This window comes from Streptomyces sp. NPDC090127, from assembly GCF_044746945.1.
GTDB lineage: Bacteria > Actinomycetota > Actinomycetes > Streptomycetales > Streptomycetaceae > Streptomyces.
On sequence record NZ_JBIVDE010000007.1, the window covers coordinates 143,027 to 162,150 of the forward strand.

General features: G+C 72.6%; 16 protein-coding genes and 1 tRNA gene. 11 read left to right on the forward strand and 6 right to left on the reverse strand.

Annotation, left to right across the window (positions count from 1 at the left end):
• Positions 1 to 27: 27 nt before the first annotated feature.
• A tRNA-Leu gene (locus ACIPPS_RS25255) sits at positions 28 to 115 on the reverse strand.
• A gap of 206 nt (positions 116 to 321) precedes the next feature.
• Here ACIPPS_RS25255 and ACIPPS_RS25260 point away from each other — a divergent pair.
• The 3 genes from ACIPPS_RS25260 (at position 322) to ACIPPS_RS25270 (ending at position 2,981) form a co-directional block, all read left to right on the forward strand.
• The gene (locus tag ACIPPS_RS25260) at positions 322 to 1,647 is read left to right on the forward strand and encodes a M20/M25/M40 family metallo-hydrolase (protein ID WP_401436181.1); all 1,326 of its coding nucleotides are present in this window, start codon (positions 322 to 324) and stop codon (positions 1,645 to 1,647) included.
• 155 nt (positions 1,648 to 1,802) lie between these two features.
• On the forward strand, positions 1,803 to 2,036 hold the full coding sequence (gene chpH / locus ACIPPS_RS25265) for a chaplin ChpH (protein ID WP_030315925.1): 234 nt from the start codon (positions 1,803 to 1,805) through the stop codon (positions 2,034 to 2,036).
• Between the two features lie 153 nt (positions 2,037 to 2,189).
• Positions 2,190 to 2,981 carry a chaplin gene (locus ACIPPS_RS25270; RefSeq protein WP_401436183.1) on the forward strand — a complete coding sequence of 264 codons (792 nt, stop codon included), beginning with the start codon at positions 2,190 to 2,192 and terminating at the stop codon, positions 2,979 to 2,981.
• A gap of 74 nt (positions 2,982 to 3,055) precedes the next feature.
• On the opposite strand, the gene ACIPPS_RS25275 is transcribed toward ACIPPS_RS25270, so the two are convergent.
• The gene (locus ACIPPS_RS25275; protein ID WP_005319466.1) at positions 3,056 to 3,244 is read right to left on the reverse strand and encodes a DUF5703 family protein; all 189 of its coding nucleotides are present in this window, start codon (positions 3,242 to 3,244) and stop codon (positions 3,056 to 3,058) included.
• 47 nt (positions 3,245 to 3,291) lie between these two features.
• Between ACIPPS_RS25275 and ACIPPS_RS25280 the strand changes: the two genes are divergently transcribed.
• Complete coding sequence (locus ACIPPS_RS25280; RefSeq protein WP_401436187.1) at positions 3,292 to 3,936, forward strand: hypothetical protein; 645 nt, start codon at positions 3,292 to 3,294, stop codon at positions 3,934 to 3,936.
• A gap of 118 nt (positions 3,937 to 4,054) precedes the next feature.
• Here the strand turns inward: ACIPPS_RS25280 and ACIPPS_RS25285 are convergent, their stop codons facing one another.
• Entirely contained in the window at positions 4,055 to 6,556 is a 2,502-nt protein-coding gene (locus ACIPPS_RS25285; RefSeq protein ID WP_401436189.1) for a helix-hairpin-helix domain-containing protein, read from the reverse strand.
• Positions 6,553 to 7,539: an aldo/keto reductase gene (locus tag ACIPPS_RS25290; RefSeq protein WP_401436192.1), complete on the reverse strand. Its 987-nt coding sequence runs from the start codon at positions 7,537 to 7,539 to the stop codon at positions 6,553 to 6,555. Before ACIPPS_RS25290 ends, ACIPPS_RS25285 begins: the two co-directional genes overlap by 4 nt.
• Positions 7,540 to 7,668: 129 nt before the next feature.
• Between ACIPPS_RS25290 and ACIPPS_RS25295 the strand changes: the two genes are divergently transcribed.
• Complete coding sequence (locus ACIPPS_RS25295) at positions 7,669 to 8,718, forward strand: LLM class F420-dependent oxidoreductase (protein WP_401436195.1); 1,050 nt, start codon at positions 7,669 to 7,671, stop codon at positions 8,716 to 8,718.
• A gap of 342 nt (positions 8,719 to 9,060) precedes the next feature.
• Positions 9,061 to 9,846, forward strand: coding sequence for a ferritin-like domain-containing protein (locus ACIPPS_RS25300; protein WP_401436198.1), 786 nt, complete (start codon positions 9,061 to 9,063; stop codon positions 9,844 to 9,846).
• 37 nt (positions 9,847 to 9,883) lie between these two features.
• On the opposite strand, the gene corA is transcribed toward ACIPPS_RS25300, so the two are convergent.
• Positions 9,884 to 10,876 carry a magnesium/cobalt transporter CorA gene (gene corA / locus ACIPPS_RS25305; protein WP_401436201.1) on the reverse strand — a complete coding sequence of 331 codons (993 nt, stop codon included), beginning with the start codon at positions 10,874 to 10,876 and terminating at the stop codon, positions 9,884 to 9,886.
• 54 nt (positions 10,877 to 10,930) lie between these two features.
• Between corA and ACIPPS_RS25310 the strand changes: the two genes are divergently transcribed.
• The 5 genes from ACIPPS_RS25310 (at position 10,931) to ACIPPS_RS25330 (ending at position 17,653) form a co-directional block, all read left to right on the forward strand.
• A complete protein-coding gene (locus ACIPPS_RS25310; RefSeq protein WP_401436204.1) occupies positions 10,931 to 11,620 on the forward strand; it encodes a histidine phosphatase family protein in 690 nt (229 codons plus the stop codon).
• Between the two features lie 77 nt (positions 11,621 to 11,697).
• Complete coding sequence (locus tag ACIPPS_RS25315; RefSeq protein WP_401436206.1) at positions 11,698 to 12,288, forward strand: DUF3090 domain-containing protein; 591 nt, start codon at positions 11,698 to 11,700, stop codon at positions 12,286 to 12,288.
• The gene (locus ACIPPS_RS25320; RefSeq protein WP_401436209.1) at positions 12,285 to 13,088 is read left to right on the forward strand and encodes an SCO1664 family protein; all 804 of its coding nucleotides are present in this window, start codon (positions 12,285 to 12,287) and stop codon (positions 13,086 to 13,088) included. The genes ACIPPS_RS25315 and ACIPPS_RS25320 overlap by 4 nt, the downstream gene beginning before the upstream one ends.
• A 144-nt stretch (positions 13,089 to 13,232) precedes the next feature.
• Positions 13,233 to 14,462, forward strand: a complete 1,230-nt coding sequence (gene mshC, locus ACIPPS_RS25325; RefSeq protein WP_401436212.1) for a cysteine--1-D-myo-inosityl 2-amino-2-deoxy-alpha-D-glucopyranoside ligase — start codon at positions 13,233 to 13,235, stop codon at positions 14,460 to 14,462.
• A 113-nt stretch (positions 14,463 to 14,575) separates the two neighbouring features.
• On the forward strand, positions 14,576 to 17,653 hold the full coding sequence (locus ACIPPS_RS25330) for an NPCBM/NEW2 domain-containing protein (protein WP_401436215.1): 3,078 nt from the start codon (positions 14,576 to 14,578) through the stop codon (positions 17,651 to 17,653).
• A gap of 79 nt (positions 17,654 to 17,732) precedes the next feature.
• Here the strand turns inward: ACIPPS_RS25330 and ACIPPS_RS25335 are convergent, their stop codons facing one another.
• Positions 17,733 to 19,070: a PAC2 family protein gene (locus tag ACIPPS_RS25335; RefSeq protein WP_401436218.1), complete on the reverse strand. Its 1,338-nt coding sequence runs from the start codon at positions 19,068 to 19,070 to the stop codon at positions 17,733 to 17,735.
• Between the last annotated feature and the right edge of the window lie 54 nt (positions 19,071 to 19,124).

Genomic DNA, 19,124 nt, shown 5'->3' on the forward strand with positions numbered 1-19,124 from the left:
GACCCCACATGACGTGGGGTCCTTCGCTGGTGTCCGAGGGGGGACTTGAACCCCCACGCCCGATAAAGGGCACTAGCACCTCAAGCTAGCGCGTCTGCCATTCCGCCACCCGGACAAGGTGTCTGTCTTTTCGGCCTGGGCCGTTCCGACGTGGAAAACCATAGCAAACATCGGAGGGGGTCGATCACCACCCCCGGTCGGGCGGAACCGTGTGACAGGCGGATGTCGGTCGACGGCCGCCCTTGGGTCCAGGGGGTCGGGGGAGCGAGGATGGGGGCGTCCACCAGCACGCACGTGGGGCACGTAGTGGGAGGAAGCAGCGTGAGCGAGTCGAACACGGCCCGGAGCGTCACCGGCGAGGACGAGGTGGTCGACCTCTGTCGTGACCTCATCCGCATCGACACCAGCAACTACGGCGACCACTCCGGCCCGGGCGAACGGGCGGCGGCGGAGTACGTCGCCGAGAAGCTCGCGGAGGTCGGTCTCGAGCCGAAGATCATCGAGTCACACAAGGGGCGGGCCTCCACCGTCGCCCGGATCGAGGGCGAGGACCCGTCACGGCCGGCCCTGCTCATCCACGGCCACACCGACGTCGTGCCGGCCAACGCCGAGGACTGGACCCACCACCCCTTCTCCGGCGAGATCGCCGACGGCTGCGTCTGGGGCCGGGGCGCGGTCGACATGAAGGACATGGACGCGATGACCCTCGCGGTCGTACGGGACCGGATGCGCAGCGGCCGCAAGCCCCCGCGCGACATCGTGCTCGCCTTCCTCGCCGACGAGGAGGCGGGCGGCACCTTCGGCGCCCGGCACCTGGTCGACCACCACCGGGACCTCTTCGACGGGGTCACCGAGGCCATCGGCGAGGTCGGCGGCTTCTCGTTCACGGTCAACGAGAACCTGCGGCTCTATCTGGTCGAGACGGCCCAGAAGGGCATGCACTGGATGCGGCTGACCGTCGAGGGGACGGCCGGTCACGGGTCGATGACCAACAACGACAACGCCATCACGGAGCTCTGCGAGGCCGTGGGCCGTCTGGGCCGCCACCAGTGGCCGGTCAGGGTCACCAAGACCGTGCGGTCGTTCCTGGACGAGCTCTCCGACGCGCTGGGGACCCCGCTCGACCCCGAGGACATGGAGGCGACGCTCGCCAAGCTCGGCGGCATCGCCAAGATGGTCGGCGCGACCCTGCGCAACTCCGCCGCCCCGACCATGCTCGGCGCCGGCTACAAGGTCAACGTCATCCCCGGCCAGGCCACGGCGCACGTCGACGGCCGGTTCCTGCCGGGGTACGAGGAGGAGTTCCTGGCCGACCTCGACCGGATCCTCGGCCCCCGGGTCAAGCGTGAGGACGTGCACGGGGACAAGGCACTGGAGACCAGCTTCGACGGCGACCTCGTGGACGCGATGCAGCTGGCCCTCAAGGCCGAGGACCCGATCGCCCGGGCCGTGCCGTACATGCTCTCCGGCGGCACCGACGCCAAGTCCTTCGACGACCTCGGCATCCGCTGCTTCGGCTTCGCGCCGCTCAAGCTGCCGCCGGAGCTGGACTTCGCCGGGATGTTCCACGGCGTGGACGAGCGGGTGCCGGTGGACGGACTGAAGTTCGGTGTCCGCGTCCTCGACCGGTTCATCGACGCCTCCTGAGCCGGCGCTCGATCACCCGTTTCCGATAATCGGCCACACGTACGCCTTTGACCGGAAAGAGTGAATGAACTCATAGGCTCGTAGCCCCATTACTTCCCCCTCGTTACAGGTGGTGCGGTCCGCGGCTGGGATCGCATTGCCAACAAGGAGGAATAATGATCAAGAAGGTCGTCGCTGCTGCGGCTGCCACGGGCGGTCTCGTTCTCGCGGGTGCGGGCATGGCCGTTGCCGACTCGGGTGCCCAGGGTGCCGCCATCGGTTCCCCCGGCGTGCTCTCGGGCAACGTCGTCCAGGTGCCGGTTCACGTCCCGGTGAACGTGTGCGGCAACACGGTCTCCGTGATCGGGCTGCTGAACCCCGCCTTCGGCAACACCTGCGTCAACGCCTGACGTTGTGCCTCGACCCGTGAGGGTCTGAGCCAGGCCGGCCCCGGAGTGCGTGCCATGCACTCCGGGGCCGGTGGGCATTCCGCCCCCGGGCGTCACGCTCGGGGGCCTCTTCTGGAGCCAGAAGGCAGAAGCCGAGAAGGCAGGGAACAAGCTATGCGACAGGTCACGCGCAAAGGCCTGATCACCGTTGCGGCCGCGGGCGGCGTCATCGCCCTCGGTGGTGGTTATGCGAATGCCGATTCGGGTGCGAACGGCACGGCCTCGAATTCCCCGGGCGTCGCGTCCGGCAATTCCGTCCAGGTCCCGGTGCACGCGCCGGTGAACGTCTGCGGAAACACCGTCAACGTCGTCGGGCTGCTCAACCCGGCGTTCGGCAACAAGTGCGCCAACGTCTCCAAGGGCAAGCACCGCGGCTCCTCCGCCGAGGGCGGCGCCACGCGCTCCCCGGGCGTCGGCTCCGGCAACACCGTGCAGGTGCCGATCGACGTGCCGGTCAACGCGTGCGGGAACAGCGTCACGGTCATCGGCGGCCTCAACCCGACGATGGGCAACGACTGCGCCAACGGCATCGAGCCGACGCACCCCGGGCACCCGGGCAACCCTGGGAACCCGGGAAACCCGGGAAACCCGGGAAACCCGGGTAACCCCGGTGAGCCGGGTAACCCCGGTAACCCTGGTGAGCCGGGTAACCCCGGGAACCCGGGCAACCCTGGTGAGCCGGGTAACCCCGGTAACCCTGGCGCTCCCGGTAGCCCCGGCGACTCCGGCGAGAACGGGACGCCGCCCGGGCCGAACACGCCCGGTACGCACACGATCGCGCAGCCGGAGGCGACCGAGGAGCTGGCGCAGACCGGCGCCGGTCCGCTCGGCGTGGCCGTCCCGGCCGGTGCCGCTCTGCTGCTGGCCGGATCGGTGCTCTACCGCCGCGCCCGCCGCACCGCGTAGGACCGCGCAGGGCCGTCCGGGAACGGCCGCGCGCGACGCACAAGGGGCCCCGCATCGCGGGGCCCCTCCTCATGTCACCAGGTGGCGCGGACCTGACGGATGATGCGCCGGCGCAGCCGCACCCTGCGGCTGCCGTCCCGGTGCAGGCTCAGGCGGTCCAACTCCCAGTGCCCGTACTCGGCATGGTCGGTCAGAAGCCGCGTCGCCTCCTTGCGGGAGACACCGCGCGGCACGTACACGTCGACAAATTCGTATTCCGGCATCGCATCTATTGTGCGGGCACCGGCCCGGTACGGATAGCGTGCGTCCCATGTCTGATGCTGCGCAGCCCACCGCTGCCGAGGTACGTGCCGCCGCCGAGGCGGTCAAAGCCGCACTGGACCGTCACCTTGAGGCGGTCGAACGTCGTTCGGGGGACGACGACCCGGCCGTCTACGAAGCCTTCAACGCCCTCGCCGCGGCCGCCGAGGCCTATGACGAGCGACTCTACGACCGTTATGACGAGGTCACCCCCTTCGAGATCCCGGGCGCCGACGACTCGCTCCCGCCCTACGCGGGTCCGGAGGAGCCGCACGCCCTCAGCGTGCTGATCCGCCGCGACTACGCCGTCGTGGAGCCGCAGCGGCTGCTCGCCCAGGCCCAGCGCATCGTCGATCTGGAGAAGGACGAGGAGGACGCGGACGCGGCCGTCGTCGGTGTCAGCACGCACGCCGCGCTCGGTGTGCTCTTCGGTGAGTACGAACCGGACGAAATCGCCTCGCGGCACAAGGAGTTCGGCCTGGAGGAGGGTGACTCCACCCTCTGGGTCTCCGCGTCGGAGGAGCTGCCCGAACCGGGCGAGTGGCTGAACGCCCCCTTCGAGCAGGCCGATCCGGAACGGATCGTCTGCCGCTTCGACGTCAGCGCGGTCTTCGACGACGAGCTGGACGACGACCTGGAGGAGCAGGACGCCTGAACGGTACGACGGAGGGCGGGACACCTCGGTGCCCCGCCCTCCGCCGCACCCGGACCCCGGGCCGTTCCCGGGCCGTGCCCGCCCTCGGGTCCGGTGACAGGCCCCCGGGGCCCGGCCGTCAGTCCTCCTCGGCCGCCAGCAGGGCTTCCAGCAGCGGCCTCAGTCGGGTCGTGCGTTCCTGGGTCGCGCCCTCGGCCACCGCGCGGGGCAGCGCCTGGTCCACGCCGTGCACGACCGAGAGGTGGCGCTCGCCCCGGCCGAAGGCCGTGTACACCCATGCCCGGCTCAGCCCCTGGGCCGCGTCACCCGGCAGCACCACGACCGCGGCGGGCCAGCGCATCCCGGCCGCCTGGTGCGCCGTGAGCGCCCAGCCGTGCCGGACGGTGGACTCCACCCGCTCCTTCGGCACGACGAGGGGCTCGCCCGCGCACTCCAGGCGCAGGCCCTCGGCGTCCGCCCCCACGACCGTCCCGGGCACCGTCCGCCCCGGGGCCGGCACATAGGCCACCCGGTCGCCCGGGTCGAAGCCGCCGAAGCGGCCGGGGCCGGGGTTGAGCCGCTCCTTGAGCGCCGCGTTGAGCGCGCGGGTGCCCGCCGAGCCGCCGTGGCCGACCGTGATCACCTGGGTCAGCCCGGCCGGCACGCCGAACGCCCGGGGGATCGAGTCGGCGACGAGCTGGACCGTGCGGTGGACGGCCTCGCCCGCGTCCCGGACCGGGACGATGACGACCTCCTTGCCGGGGGCCTCCACCTGGTTCAGCTCGCCGATGCCGATGCCCGAGACCAGCTCGCCGATCGGACCGGCATCGGGGAGGCGGGAGGCGACCGCCGGGCACACCCGGGCCGCCAGCACATCGCCGAACACCCGGCCGGCGCCCGCGGAGCCGAGCACGCCGGGGTCTCCGCTGAGGACGAGACGGCAGCCGTCGGGCAGGGACTCCACGAGCGTCGTCGCGCTCTCGACGTCCAGCTGCGGCGCGTCCAGGACGACCAGCAGGTCCAGGGCCAGGGCGCCCTCCTCGTCCCGGCCGGGACCGGCGGCGCCGGACAGCAGGGCGGCGACGGTCACCGCCCGCGCGCCGAGGCGCTGGACCCCGTTCTCGCTGTGTGTGGCCACGGCGACCCGCAGGCCCCGTCCCCGGGCGGCCTCGGCGAGCGCCACCGGCTCGCCGCGGGCGGCCTCGCCCCCGGTGTGCAGCACCAGACCGTGCGCGCCGACCGCGCGGGCCAGCTCGGGTCCTTCCCAGACCTCTGTCGAGACGGTCTTGACCAGCCGGGCCAGACCGTCGGCCAGGCTCTCCTCGGCCAGCGCGTACCGGTCGAGCCCCAGCAGGGCGGGCGCCTCCGGCGCCTCCGCGGCCTCGGAGACCGCGGCGCCGGACGGGTCGCCGCCCTGCTCGACGGCCTCTTCCTCGTCGGCCTCGTCCTCGTCGGCCTCGTCGGGGAACTGCTCGTCCTCCTGCTCCTGGAACAGCAGCACCGCACCCTCGGCGGCCGCCTCCCGGACGGCCTCGTCCGGGTCGGCCACCGACAGCTTGGCCAGCCCGGCCCGTACGGCGGTGTCCTCCAGGGCCGTGTGTCCCTTCAGCGCGGCCCGTTCGAGCAGCCAGGTCACCAGGGCGACGGCCCGGCGGGGGTCGTCGGGGCCGCACTCCGCGCCGAGCAGGGCCCGGGCGAAGCCGTCGGCGTGCTCGGGCTGCACCCCCGGTACCGCCAGCAGCTGCCAGGGGTCCTCCCGCAGCGCCTCGGCGGCGCCCTCGCCCAGGGTGGCGACGACCTGCCCGGCCAGGGTCTCGGGCGCCCCGCCGTGCGCGAGGACCTCCCGCACGGCCGCCAGCGCCTCCGGGGCGGCCGTCTGCGCCTGGACCGGCACGCGTGCGGGGGCGGCCGGTGAAGCCGTGGCGGGCGCCGGCGCCGGGGCGGGGGTGGGCGCGGCGGGGTGCCGGGGCTCGGGTGCGGGCTCCGGCGCCTCGAAGAACGCGCTGCCCGACGTCGTACCGCTCTCCACCGCCCGTACCGCCGCGAGCAGATCGGCCGCGGGGCCGCTCAGCTTCGCGCCCGCTTCCACGGGCGCCGCCTTCTCCGCCTTGCGCTGCTCGATCCGGGCCCGCAGCTCCCGCTGCGCGGCAAGCTCCGCCTGCGCCTCGGACACCTCGGCAGCCTTCGCCTCCGCGTCACCCGCCGCCGCCCCCTCGCCGGCTTCGGCACCGTCTGCGACCTCGGCGACCTCAGCCTCGTCAGCGACCTCTGCCTCTTCGGCGGCCTTGGCCCCGTCGACAGCCTTGGCCCCGTCGGCGACCTCCGCACCGTCCGGGCCCTCAGAGCCGTCGACGGCCCCAGCCTCCTCAGCGACTCCAGCCTCCTCAGCGACTCCAGCCTCGTCGGCGGCCTCCGCCTCGTCGGCGGCCTCCGCCTCGTCGACGGCCTCCGCCCCGGCCGTCTCCGCGTCCGTGGCCTCCGGCGCGCGCTCGGCCGCCGTCTCGCCGTCCGCCGCCCGGTCGGCCGCCGTCTCGCCGCCCGCTGCCTCGTCGGCTGCCGCCTCGCCGCCCGCGGCCCCGTCGGTCTCGCCCGGCTCGGGCTCGGTGGCCTCGGGCGGGGTCTCCCGCGAAGGCTCGGTCACAAGGTGCTCCAGTCCTGGTCCGGATAGCGGTGCACGGGCGCCGACACATCGTCGAGCGCCCGGCAGATCTCGACAGGAAGACTAAGGCTCTCCACTGACAAAGCGGCCGTGAGCTGCTGTGCGTTGCGCGCGCCGACGATCGGGGCGGTCACGCCGGGCCGGTCGCGTACCCAGGCGAGCGCCACCTGGAGGGGGGTCGTCGCCAGGCCGTCCGCCGCCGTGGCGACCGCGTCCACGATCCGGCTCGCGGCCTCGTCGAGATACGGCTCCACGAAGGGGGCCATGGTCTCGGAACCGCCCCGGGAGTCCGTCGGCGTCCCGGTGCGGTACTTCCCCGTCAGCACCCCGCGCCCCAGCGGAGAGGACGGCAGCAGGCCTATGCCCAGGTCGAGGGCGGCCGGCAGCACCTCCCGCTCGACGCCCCGCTGGAGCAGGGAGTACTCCATCTGCGTCGCCGCGAGCCGCGTCCGTCCGGCCCCGGCCGCGCCGAGCTGCCAGGTGCCCGCCTTCGCCAGCTGCCAGCCGCAGAAGTTGGACACCCCCACGTACCGGGCGCGGCCGCTGCTCACGGCGATGTCCAGCGCCTGCAGGGACTCCTCCAGCGGGGTGTGCGGATCGAAGGCGTGCAGCTGCCACAGGTCCACGTGGTCCGTGCCGAGCCGGTCCAGGGACGCGTCGAGCGCGGCCAGCAGATGCCCGCGCGAGCCGTCCATCCGCCGGTCCGGGTCGGGCACGCTGCCGGCCTTGGTGGAGACGACCAGATCCCGCCGCGGCACCAGTCGCTCCATGAGCTGTCCCAGCACGTACTCGGCCTCGCCCCCGCCGTACACGTCGGCGGTGTCGACGAGGGTGCCGCCCGCGTCCCAGAACGCCTTCAACTGGTCGGCGGCGTCGTGCTCGTCGGTGCCCCGGCCCCACGTCAGGGTGCCGAGCCCGAGCCGTGACACGCGCAGGCCGGTACGTCCGAGATGCCTCTGCTCCATGGGCGCGAGATTACTGGCCAAGGCCCCACGCGGAGAGAGCCTGTGGACAACCTCCCCCTGACGGATTCCGTGGACGCGCGCTAGAGTCCGGCGCAAGGGACGTTACTGATCGGTAAAGAGGGTGCGATCATGAGGCTCGGCATCAATCTCGGCTACTGGGGCGCCGGTATGGACGGCGACAACCTCGCCGTCGCCCAGGAGGCGGACCGCCTCGGCTACGACGTCTGCTGGGCCGCCGAGGCCTATGGCTCCGACGCGCCCACCGTGCTCGCCTGGGTGGCCGCCAAGACGGAGCGGATCGACATCGGCTCCGCGATCATGCAGATCCCCGCGCGCCAGCCCGCGATGACGGCGATGACCGCCGCCACCCTCGACTCGCTCTCCGGCGGCCGCTTCCGTCTCGGCCTCGGGGTGTCCGGCCCGCAGGTCTCCGAGGGCTGGTACGGCGTGAAGTTCGACAAGCCGCTGGCCCGCACCCGGGAGTACGTCGAGATCGTGCGCCGGGCCATGTCGCGCGAGCGGCTCAGCTACGAGGGGCAACACTGGACGCTCCCGCTGCCGGACGGCCCGGGCAAACCCATCAAGCTCACGGTCCACCCGCAGCGCGAGCACATCCCGCTCTACATCGCGGCGATCGGCCCGAAGAACCTGGAGCAGACCGGCGAGATCGCCGACGGCGCGCTGCTGATCTTCCCCTCCGCCGAGCACCTGGAGGAGACCGCCCTCCGTCCGCTCCGCGCGGGCCGCGAGAAGGCCGGGCTGACGATGGAGGGCTTCGACGTCCATCCCACCCTGCCGATCGCCCTCGGCGACGACATCGACGCCCTGGCGGACATCTTCCGCCCGTACACCGCCCTGTACGTCGGCGGCATGGGCAGTCCGAAGCAGAACTTCTACAACCAGCTGGCCCAGCGCATGGGCTACGAGAAGCAGGCCGCCGAGATCCAGGAGAAGTACCTCTCCGGCGACAAGGCGGGCGCCGCGGCCGCCGTACCGCGTCAGCTGATCGACCAGACGACCCTGCTCGGCTCCGTCGAGCGGATCGCCGACCGGATGAAGGCGTACGCGGAGGCCGGGGTGACCACCCTGAGTCTCAACCCGGCCGGCTTCACCCTCGACGAGCGGCTCGCGGCGCTGCGGGCGGGCACCGAGGCCTTGGAGCACGCGGGCCTGGCCTAGCGGGAGACCCGGGAGCGCCTCCGGGAGCCCCGCAGAACGCCTCCGGGAGCCCCGCAGAACGTCTCCCGGAGACCCGCAGAACGTCTCCGGAAGACCCGCGGAGCGCCCGCGGGAGCCGGCGGGAAGCCCGTCGAGAAGTCTGCGGCCGTGGTGGGGGCTCGGGGGTCTTCCCCGCCACGGCCGTCATCCAGGACAACGCTCCACCGGGCGCGCGGTTACGAGCGAAACGCTCCTTCTTTCAGCCGAACGGCCCGCCCCTCGTGTTGCCCACCGGCCCGTACCGCATTTGACTCGTTCTCTGCGGACGTGCGGCGTGCGGACGCCCGCTTGGAGGTGGCTGCAATGCTCACGGCCAAGGGCCTGTTCCAGGAGATCATCGACAACGACGAGTCCTTCCAGCTGTTCTGCTCCATCGCCGCCAGCGGCGAGTCGCAGGGCGGCTGGGAGAACGCGCGCATCGCTGCCCTCGTCGCCCCCGGCATGCGGGAGCTCGCCCCCAAGATCACCCGGCACGGCGCCGACGAGGACAAGCACGGCCGGATCTTCCAGGCGTTGCTGAAGAAGCGCGGCCTGGCGGCCGTACCGGTCCCGCCCGAGACCGACTACACGATGCTCCTCGAACAGAGCGGCATCGGCCTCGCCCACGACAAGCTCCGCCGCGACGAGCCGCTGACCGAGGACGACATCATCGTCTACCTCGCGCACAGCCGGGTCACCGAGCAGCGGGCCGCGGACCAGATGGACATGCTGGTCACGTACTTCGGGGACCACCCCGAGCTCGGCAAGGCGATCCACATGATCGACCACGACGAGGCGAACCACCTCGCGTACTGCCACGAGGAGCTGCTGCGCCTCGCGTACGCCGGGCACGGCCCGCTCATCCATCGCACCCTGCGTGAGTCCGCGCTCGCCGAGATCAAGGTCTACCGCGACGTCAGCCTCGCCGTGATGAGCCACATGGGCCGCATCCTGAAGTGGCCGAAGGCCAAGGCGGGCGCGCTCGCCGCCGGGATCAACGGCATGTACGCGTACGAACGCCTCGCCGGCTGGCACAAGATGGTCGACCTGAAGATGCCGGAGCGCCGCGACGCCCTGGGCGGGCCCGCGACCCCGGCCCCCGCCTTCTGAGCCGTCCGAAGCGCCGGGCACGTGGCCCCGCCGGGGGCTACAGCCACCCCCGGCGCTTGAACAGCCGGTACAGGCCGATCTCGATGCCGGCCATCAGCAGGATCACCGCCGGATACGACCAGGTCCAGGTCAGCTCCGGCATGTGGTCGAAGTTCATGCCGTAGATCCCCGCCACCATCGTGGGGACCGCGGCCATGGCCGCCCACGCCGAGATCTTCCGCATGTCGTCGTTCTGCCGCACCCCCATCTGCGCCAGATGCGCCGACAGCACGTCCGACAGCAGCCGGTCCAGCCCCTCCACCTGCTCGTTGGCGCGGATCAGGTGGTCGCTGACGTCCCGGAAGAAGGGCCGCGCGCTCTCGTGCACGAACGGCACGTCCCCGCCCGCGAGACGGGCCATCGGCCCTGCGAGCGGCCCGCCGGCCCGCCGGAACTCCAGGACCTGCCGCTTGGCCGTGTAGATCCGCTCCGCCGTGTTCGACGGGCTGACGCCCACCGGGGCGAACACGTCCGCCTCCAGCTGCTCCAGGTCGACCTGGAGTTCACCGGCCACGTCGATGTAGTGGTCCACGACCTCGTCGCTGATCGCGTACAGCACCGCCGTCGGACCGTGCCGCAGGACCTCGGGGTCGGCCTCCAGACGGCGCCGTACGGCCGCCAGCGGCGCCCCCTCGCCGTGCCGGACCGTCACCACGAACGAATCGCCCACGAACAGCATCACCTCGTCCGAGGTGACCCGGTCGCTCTCCGGCTCGTACACCACCGGCTTGAGGACGACGAAGAGCGAGTCGTCGTAGATCTCCAGCTTGGGCCGCTGATGGGCCTTCAGGGCGTCCTCGACGGCCAGCGGATGCAGCGCGAACTCGGCCGAGACGTGGTCGAACTCCGCCTCCGTCGGCTCGTGCAGCCCGACCCAGAGGAAGGCGTTCCCGGCCGCCCGCGCCTCCGCCAGGGCGTCGGACAGGTCGGCGGGCCCCTTGGTGCGGCGCCCGTCCCGGTAGATGGCAGAGTCCACGATCACGCGCCGCATTCTCCCTTCCCGACGCGCCGCACGCACGCGCGTGCACCGCCTACCCTTGCCGCCATGGCCACGCTTCTCCTCGTCCGGCACGGACGCTCCACCGCCAACACCTCCGGCGTCCTCGCCGGTCGTCTGCCCGGGATCGCCCTCGACGAACGCGGGCACGCCCAGGCCGCCGCCCTGCCCGACCGCCTGGCCGGGGTGCCGCTCGCCGCCGCCGTCAGCAGCCCGCTCCAGCGCTGCCGCGAGACCCTGCGGCCGCTCCTGGCCGCCCGGCCCGACCTGCCGCTGCACACCGAGGAGCGGATCAGCGAGTGCGACTACGGCGACTGGTCCGGCCGCAAGCTCGCCGAACTGGCCGACGAACCCCTCATGCAGGTCGTCCAGGGCCACGCCTCCTCCGCCGCCTTCCCCGGCGGCGAGTCGATGCGCGCCATGCAGGCCCGGGCCGTCGACGCCGTACGGGACTGGAACGCGCGCGTGGAGGCCGAACACGGCGAGGACGCCGTCTACGTCATGTGCTCGCACGGCGACATCATCAAGTCGATCGTCGCCGACGCGCTCGGCATGCACCTGGACCTCTTCCAGCGCATCCACGTCGACCCCTGCTCCGTCACCGCCATCCGCTACACCCGGATGCGGCCCTTCCTCGTACGGCTCGGCGACACCGGCGACTTCGCCGCGCTCGCCCCCCGGGAGAGCGCCGAACCGAACGGGGCGGCCGAGGTAGGGGGCGGTGCGGGCGCACCGTGATCCATCCGCGCAGTAGGGTGGACGGGCCGCTGTAGCGCGGGCCTCCATCACTGCCGAGACCCAAGGGAGTCAGGGACGTGTCCCGTCAGGTGTTCCTCTACGACCCACCGGAGCGTTTCGTGGCCGGTACGGTCGGGCTGCCTGGCCGCCGTACGTTCTTCCTGCAGGCCTCCGCGGCCGGCCGGGTCACCAGCGTGGCCCTGGAGAAGACCCAGGTCGCCGCACTCGCCGAACGCATCGACGAACTCCTGGACGAGGTCGTCCGCCGCACCGGCGGCAACGCGCCCGTCCCGGCCATGGCGCCCACCGACATCGCCGACACCGCTCCGCTCGACGTGCCCGTCGAGGAGGAGTTCCGGGTCGGCACCATGGCGCTCGCCTGGGACGGCGAGGAGCAGCGCATGATCGTCGAGGCGCAGGCGCTGGTCGAACTCGACGCCGAGTCCGAGGAGGACCTCGCGGCCGCCGAGGAGCGGCTGCTCCAGGACGAGGAGAACGGGCCGCCGATGCTGCGCGTCCGGCTCTCCGGGGCGCAGGCCAGGGCCTTCGCCAAGCGCGCCCTGGACGTGGTCAACGCCGGCCGCCCGCCGTGCCCGCTGTGCAGCCTGCCGCTCGACCCCGAGGGCCATGTCTGCCCCCGCCAGAACGGATACCGACGCGGAGCATGAGCGGTCCCGACAGCCGGGCGGTCGTCGACCTGCTCACCAAGGGCGAACTGACCGTGCGCGGTCAGGTTCGTGAGGCGTCGAACGCGGTGCTCGTCTGCTCCGTCACCCTCGACGGCGCCACCGCCGACTGCGTCTACAAGCCGGTCGCCGGCGAGCGGCCGCTCTGGGACTTCCCCGACGGCACCCTCGCCCAGCGCGAGGTCGCGGCCTACGAGCTCTCCGAGGCCACCGGCTGGGGCCTCGTACCGCCGACCGTGCTGCGCGACGGCCCGTACGGCGAGGGCATGGTCCAGCTGTGGATCGAGGCCGATCCCGGGGCGAGCCTGCTCGCCCTCACCGAGGACGAGGAGGCGGGGGAGGGCTGGAAGGCCGTCGGACCCGCCCAGGTGGGCGAGGACCGCACCGCCCTGCTCGTCCACGCCGACCGCCCCGAACTGCGCCGGCTCGCCGTCCTGGACGCCGTCATCAACAACGGCGACCGCAAGGGCGGCCACCTGCTGCCCGCGCCGGACGGACGGCTCTACGGGATCGATCACGGCGTGACCTTCCACGTCGACGACAAGCTGCGCACGCTGCTGTGGGGCTGGGCCGGCGAGGAGCTGCCCGCCGAGGCGGCCGACGTCCTGACCCGGCTCGACGCCTTCCTGGCTCCCGAGGGCCCGCTCACCACCCGACTGGCCGAGCTGCTCACGGCCGCCGAGGTGGACGCCCTGCGCGGTCGCGTCACGGCCCTGCGGACCGGCGGCCGTCACCCCGAGCCTTCCGGCCAGTGGCCGGCGATCCCCTGGCCGCCGGTCTGACCGCTCGGATTCGGCCATTTCGGCAAGGAGGGGCCGTACCCCCGGGGGGAATGCACGAACCGGCCCCGAGCTGCAAGAGCGCCTCGTCGGCCAAGATCCGGATCCGGTTCGTTTCGGGAACGGGTGTCCGGTTACGCTCAGGTCATGCATGCCTGGCCCGCTTCTGAGGTCCCCGCCCTGCCCGGCAAGGGCCGCGACCTCCGGATCCACGACACCGCGACCGGTGGACGAGTGACCCTCGCCCCCGGCCCCGTCGCCCGTATCTACGTCTGCGGCATCACGCCGTACGACGCGACCCACCTCGGTCACGCGGCGACCTACAACGCGTTCGACCTCGTTCAGCGCGTGTGGCTCGACACCAAGCGGCAGGTTCACTACGTCCAGAACGTCACCGACGTCGACGATCCGCTCCTGGAGCGGGCGATCCGGGACGGCGTCGACTGGGTCGGCCTCGCCGAGCGCGAGACGGCCCTCTTCCGCGAGGACATGACCGCCCTGCGGATGCTGCCGCCGCAGCACTACATCGGCGCGGTCGAGGCCATACCGGGCATCGTGCCGCTCGTCGAGCGGCTGCGGGACTCCGGCGCCGCCTACGAACTCGACGGCGACATCTACTTCTCCGTCGAGTCCGACCCGCACTTCGGCTCGGTGTCGAACTACGACACCGAGCTGATGCGCCACCTCTCCGCCGAGCGCGGCGGCGACCCGGACCGCCCGGGCAAGAAGAACGCGCTCGACCCGATGCTGTGGATGGCGGCCCGTGAGGGCGAGCCGAGCTGGGAGGGCGGCAGCCTCGGTCGTGGCCGTCCCGGCTGGCACATCGAGTGCGTCGCCATCGCCCTCGACCACCTGGGCATGGGCTTCGACGTCCAGGGCGGCGGCTCCGACCTGATCTTCCCGCACCACGAGATGGGCGCCTCCCACGCCCAGGCGCTCACCGGCGAGTTCCCCATGGCCAAGGCGTACGTGCACGCCGGCATGGTCGCCCTGGACGGCGAGAAGATGTCCAAGTCCAAGGGCAACCTGGTCTTCGTCTCCGCGCTCCGCCGCCAGGGCGTCGACCCGGCCGCCATCCGTCTCTCGCTCCTCTCGCACCACTACCGCGCCGACTGGGAGTGGACCGACCAGGTCCTCCAGGACGCCCTGGACCGCCTGGGCCGGTGGCGCGCCGCCGTCTCCCGTCCCGACGGTCCCTCCGCCGACGCCCTGGTCGAGGAGGTCCGCGAGGCGCTCGCCGACGACCTCGACGCGCCGGCCGCGCTCGTCGCGGTCGACCGGTGGGCCGAGCGGCAGCACGCCGAGGGCGGTACGGACGAGTCCGCGCCCGGCCTCGTCTCCCGCGCCGTGGACGCCCTGCTCGGGGTGGCCCTGTAGCCCCGCCCCGGACGACCCACTCGTCGGCAACCGCCCCCGGACTTCTCACGAAGTCCGGGGGCGGTTCCCTTTTGTCCTAGCCCTGTTGCTCGATTCTGCGCTAAATACCGTCCATGCAATCAACATTGCGCATGAAGGCTGCATTCGCCGGCGCCGTGCTCGGGCTTCTCGCGGTGTTCGCGGGGCCGGGCAGCGCCCAGTCCGCCGAGCCCCCACCGACCGGCGCCGAGCCCGCACCGACCACCGTCGGGGATCTCACCGGCTTCGAGGCCGACGGCGCCGTCTACCGGCTGACCGCCGGTACCGCCCAGGCCCGCGTCAGCTTCGTCACCGACGAGACCTTCCGGATCGAACTGGCCCCCGACGGCCGGTTCACCGACCCGACCGGGCGGGACATCGTCCAGCCGCAGGGAGCCCCGCCCCGCACCCGCTGGCGCGACCGCGGCGACCGCTACGAACTCACCACCGCGAAGGTGACCCTGCGCGCCTACAAGTCGCCGCTGCGCTTCGCCGCGCTCCGCGCCGACGGCACGCAGCTCTGGTCCGAGACCACCGGCCTCAGTTGGAGCCAGGAGCGCACCACCCAGACCCTGGCCCGCGGCGCCGACGAGCAGTTCTACGGCGCCGGCATGCAGAACGGACGCGGCAACACCTCGCACCGCGGCAAGACCGTCGAGGTCGGCGTCGACTACAACTGGGACGACGGCGGTCACCCCAACTCCGTGCCGTTCTACCTCTCCTCGGCCGGCTACGGCGTCTACCGCAACACCTACGCGCCGAACACCTACGTCTTCGGTGAGCCGGTCACCACCAGCGCCCGCGAACAGCGCTTCGACGCCTACTACTTCGCCGGCTCCGGCTCCGACGCGCTCAAGGACGTCATCGGCGAGTACACGAACCTGACCGGAAAACCGTTCCTGCCGCCCGTCTACGGACTGGAGATCGGCGACGCCGACTGCTACCTCCACAACGCCAACCGGGGCGAGCGCCACACGCTGGACGCCCTGAAGGTCGCCGACGGCTACGTCCAGAACGACATGCCCAACGGCTGGATGCTCGTCAACGACGGCTACGGCTGCGGCTACGAGAACCTCGCCGAGACCGCGCAGGGGCTCCAGCAGCGCGGCATGCAGCTCGGGCTGTGGACCGAGGACGGCATCGACACGCTCGAAGAGCAGGTCAAGGCCGGCCAGCGGGTCGCCAAGCTCGACGTCGCCTGGGTCGGCTCCGGCTACAAGTTCGCCCTCGACGGCTGCAAGGACGCCTACGCCGGCATCGAGGCGCACAGCGACGCCCGCGGCTTCACCTGGGCGCCCGAGAGCTGGTCCGGCGCGCAACGCTGCGGCGTCCAGTGGTCCGGCGACCAGTCGGGCACCTGGGAGTACATCCGCTGGCAGATCCCCACCTACGCGGGCGCGTCGATGTCCGGACTCGCGTACACCACCGGTGACGTGGACGGCATCTTCGGCGGCAGCGCGAAGACGTACACCCGTGATCTCCAGTGGAAGATGTTCCTGCCGGTCACGATGACCATGGACGGCTGGGCGGCCAACGACAAGCAGCCCTTCCGCTACGGCGAGCCGTACACCTCCGTCAACCGCGACTACCTCAAGCTCCACGAGTCGCTGCTGCCCTACATCTACTCGCACGCCCACCGTGCCACCACGACCGGTGTCGGCCTCGCCAGGCCGCTGGTCCTGGAGTACCCGAACGACCCGAAGGCAGCCTCGGACTCGGCGAAGTACGAGTTCCTCAGCGGCGAGGACTTCCTCGTCGCCCCCGTCTACCAGGACGCGGTGGAGCGCGACGGCATCTACCTCCCCGCGGGCACCTGGATCGACTACTGGACCGGCCGCACCTACCAGGGCCCGGTCACCGTCGACGACTACAGCGCCCCGCTCGACACCCTGCCGCTCTTCGTCCGGGCAGGCGCCACCGTCCCGATGTGGCCCGGCGGCATCCGCTCGTACAGCGACCGCACCCCGGACTCCCCGCTCGCCTGGGACATCTACCCGCAGGGCAGTTCGTCCTTCGAGCTGTACGAGGACGACGGCGTCACCCGCGCCCACCGCACCGGCCAGTACGCCACCCAGACCGCGGAGGTCCGCGCGCCGCAGCGGGGCGCGGGTGACGTGACGGTACGGATCGGCGCGAGCAAGGGCTCCTTCACGGGCAAGTCCGCCGCCCGGCCCTACCAGTTCACGGTCCACACCGGCGACGCCCCGAGCGAGGTCACGCTCGGCGGGCGCGCACTGCCGCGCCTCACCTCCAAGGCCGCCTACGAGGCCGCCGGCCAGGGCTGGTGGTACGACCGCGACGACCGCGGGGGAGTGGTGAAGGTCAAGACGGCCGCCCAGCGCACCGACCGCGCCTTCACCCTCGAGCTGGAGGACACCAGCGCGGTCGGCGGAGCCGTCCCGGGCGCCGCCGCCACGGTCGCCGTCCCGACCGGTCACGAGCTGGGCGCGGGCGCGCCCGGCACCGTCGCCGTCGACGTCACCGCGGGCACCAGGGACGCCACCGGCGTCGAGGTGTCGCTCGTGGCCCCGGCCGGCTGGCAGGTCACCCCGGCCGCCCCGATCGGGCGGATCCCGGCCGGCACCACGCGCCGGGTCGAGGTCGCCGTCACCCCCGCGAGGACGGCCGAGCCGGGGGAGGTGACGCTCACCGCGACGGTCCGCCACCGCGCCGCGTACGAGGACCGCACCGCCGTGCAGCGCTTCGCCGTCGGGGTGATGCCCGAACCCCCGTCCACCGGAGTCTGGGCGAGCGACCTGACCTGGCTGACGTCCACCAACGGCTGGGGGCCGCCCGAACGCGACCGCTCGAACGGCGAGTCGGGCGCGAGCGACGGCCGGCCCCTGACCCTGGCGGGGACGACCTACGACAAGGGCATCGGCGCCCACGCCGACTCCGACATCGAGGTCTACCTCGGCGGCCGCTGCACCGCGTTCACCGCCGACGTCGGCATCGACGACGAGATCAACGGCTATGGGGAGGTGGCCTTCTCGGTCGAGGCCGACGGCAAGGTGCTGTGGACCTCGCCGAAGCTGACCGGGGCCTCGGCGACGCTTCCGGTCGACGTGGACGTCACCGGCGCCCGCCACGTCCGGCTGCGGATCACCGACACCAACGGTTCCAAGAGCGGTGACCACGGGGACTGGGCCGCCGCCCGCTTCGCCTGCGCCTGACCCGGCCGGCCCGGAAACGGGGAGAGGGGCCGCACCGTGATCGGTGCGGCCCCTCTCGTACGGCTCGATCCGCTACGGCTCAGTCCCTGCCGTCGCGGCCCTCGGAACCCTCGTCGCCCCGAGGCGCCCCGGGAGCGCCCGGGGCCTCCGGGGACCCGGACGCCTCGGGGGACTCGGGGGACTCGGGGGACCCGGACGCCTCTGGCGCGTCCGGCGCCTCCGGCCCTTCGGGTGTGTCCGGCTCTTCGGGTCTGCCCGAGGTGCCCGGGGTGTCAGCGGCCTGGGGAGTGTCCGAGGCTTCCGGGGGGTCAGCGGCCTCGGGGTTGTCCGCGGCTTCCGGGGTGTCCGAAGCCTCCGGGGGGCCCGCGGACTTCGGGGCGCCCGAAGCCCCCGCGGCGCCCGAAGCCTCCGAAGCCTCCGCGGTCTCCGGGAGCGACTCCGGGCCCGGCTGCTCCGGCTTCGGGGGGCGGGTCCTGCCGCCGCCGGTCTCCCGCAGGTACGAGGTGTCCCCGCCCTCCGTGGCGACCCCCGGCCCCTGACCCGGTCCGGGTCCGGGCCCCGGCCCCTGGCCGGGACCGCCGTCGCGTCGCCGTAGATAGCGCTCGAACTCCCGGGCGATGGCCTCGCCCGAGGCCTCCGGCAGTTCGGCGGTGTCCCGCGCCTCCTCCAGCGTCTGGACGTACTCCGCCACCTCGCTGTCCTCGGAGGCCAGTTGGTCCACGCCCAGCTGCCAGGCCCGCGCGTCCTCGGGCAGTTCGCCCAGCGGGATGCGCAGGTCGATCAGGTCCTCGAGCCGGTTCAGGAGGGCCAGGGTCGCCTTCGGGTTGGGCGGCTGCGAGACGTAGTGCGGCACGGCCGCCCACAGGCTGACCGCGGGCACGCCCGCGTGGGTGCACGCCTCCTGGAGGATCCCGACGATGCCGGTGGGCCCTTCGTAGCGGGTCTCCTCCAGGTCCATCGTCCGCGCCAGGTCCGGGTCGGAGGTGACCCCGCTGACCGGGACGGGCCGGGTGTGCGGGGTGTCGCCGAGCAGCGCGCCCAGGATCACCACCATCTCCACGCCCAGCTCATGGGCGAAGCCCAGGATCTCGTTGCAGAACGAGCGCCAGCGCATCGACGGCTCGATCCCGCGCACCAGCACCAGGTCGCGCGGCTTCTCGCCGCCGACCCGGACCACGGAGAGCCTGGTCGTCGGCCAGGTGATCTTCCGGACACCGTTGTCCAGCCAGACCGTCGGCCGGTTGACCTGGAAGTCGTAGTAGTCCTCGGCGTCCAGCGCCGCGAACACCTCGCCCTTCCATTCCCGGTCCAGATGGGCGACCGCGGTGGAGGCGGCGTCGCCGGCGTCGTTCCAGCCCTCGAACGCGGCCACCATGACCGGGTCGATCAGCTCGGGAACCCCCTCGAGCTCGATCACCCAGTGCCTCCTTTTCGACGTTCCTGTCGTACCTCTCGTACGGACCAACCTTAC

What these genes read in the sequence shown, in the direction of transcription:
- chpH (WP_030315925.1), top strand. Translation starts at nt 1,803, where the DNA reads ATGATCAAGAAGGTCGTCGCTGCTGCGGCTGCCACGGGCGGTCTCGTT.
- ACIPPS_RS25270 (WP_401436183.1), top strand. Translation starts at nt 2,190, where the DNA reads ATGCGACAGGTCACGCGCAAAGGCCTGATCACCGTTGCGGCCGCGGGC.
- ACIPPS_RS25275 (WP_005319466.1), bottom strand. Translation starts at nt 3,244, where the DNA reads ATGCCGGAATACGAATTTGTCGACGTGTACGTGCCGCGCGGTGTCTCC.
- ACIPPS_RS25280 (WP_401436187.1), top strand. Translation starts at nt 3,292, where the DNA reads ATGTCTGATGCTGCGCAGCCCACCGCTGCCGAGGTACGTGCCGCCGCC.
- ACIPPS_RS25290 (WP_401436192.1), bottom strand. Translation starts at nt 7,539, where the DNA reads ATGGAGCAGAGGCATCTCGGACGTACCGGCCTGCGCGTGTCACGGCTC.
- ACIPPS_RS25295 (WP_401436195.1), top strand. Translation starts at nt 7,669, where the DNA reads ATGAGGCTCGGCATCAATCTCGGCTACTGGGGCGCCGGTATGGACGGC.
- ACIPPS_RS25300 (WP_401436198.1), top strand. Translation starts at nt 9,061, where the DNA reads ATGCTCACGGCCAAGGGCCTGTTCCAGGAGATCATCGACAACGACGAG.
- corA (WP_401436201.1), bottom strand. Translation starts at nt 10,876, where the DNA reads ATGCGGCGCGTGATCGTGGACTCTGCCATCTACCGGGACGGGCGCCGC.
- ACIPPS_RS25310 (WP_401436204.1), top strand. Translation starts at nt 10,931, where the DNA reads ATGGCCACGCTTCTCCTCGTCCGGCACGGACGCTCCACCGCCAACACC.
- ACIPPS_RS25320 (WP_401436209.1), top strand. Translation starts at nt 12,285, where the DNA reads ATGAGCGGTCCCGACAGCCGGGCGGTCGTCGACCTGCTCACCAAGGGC.
- mshC (WP_401436212.1), top strand. Translation starts at nt 13,233, where the DNA reads ATGCATGCCTGGCCCGCTTCTGAGGTCCCCGCCCTGCCCGGCAAGGGC.
- ACIPPS_RS25330 (WP_401436215.1), top strand. Translation starts at nt 14,576, where the DNA reads ATGCAATCAACATTGCGCATGAAGGCTGCATTCGCCGGCGCCGTGCTC.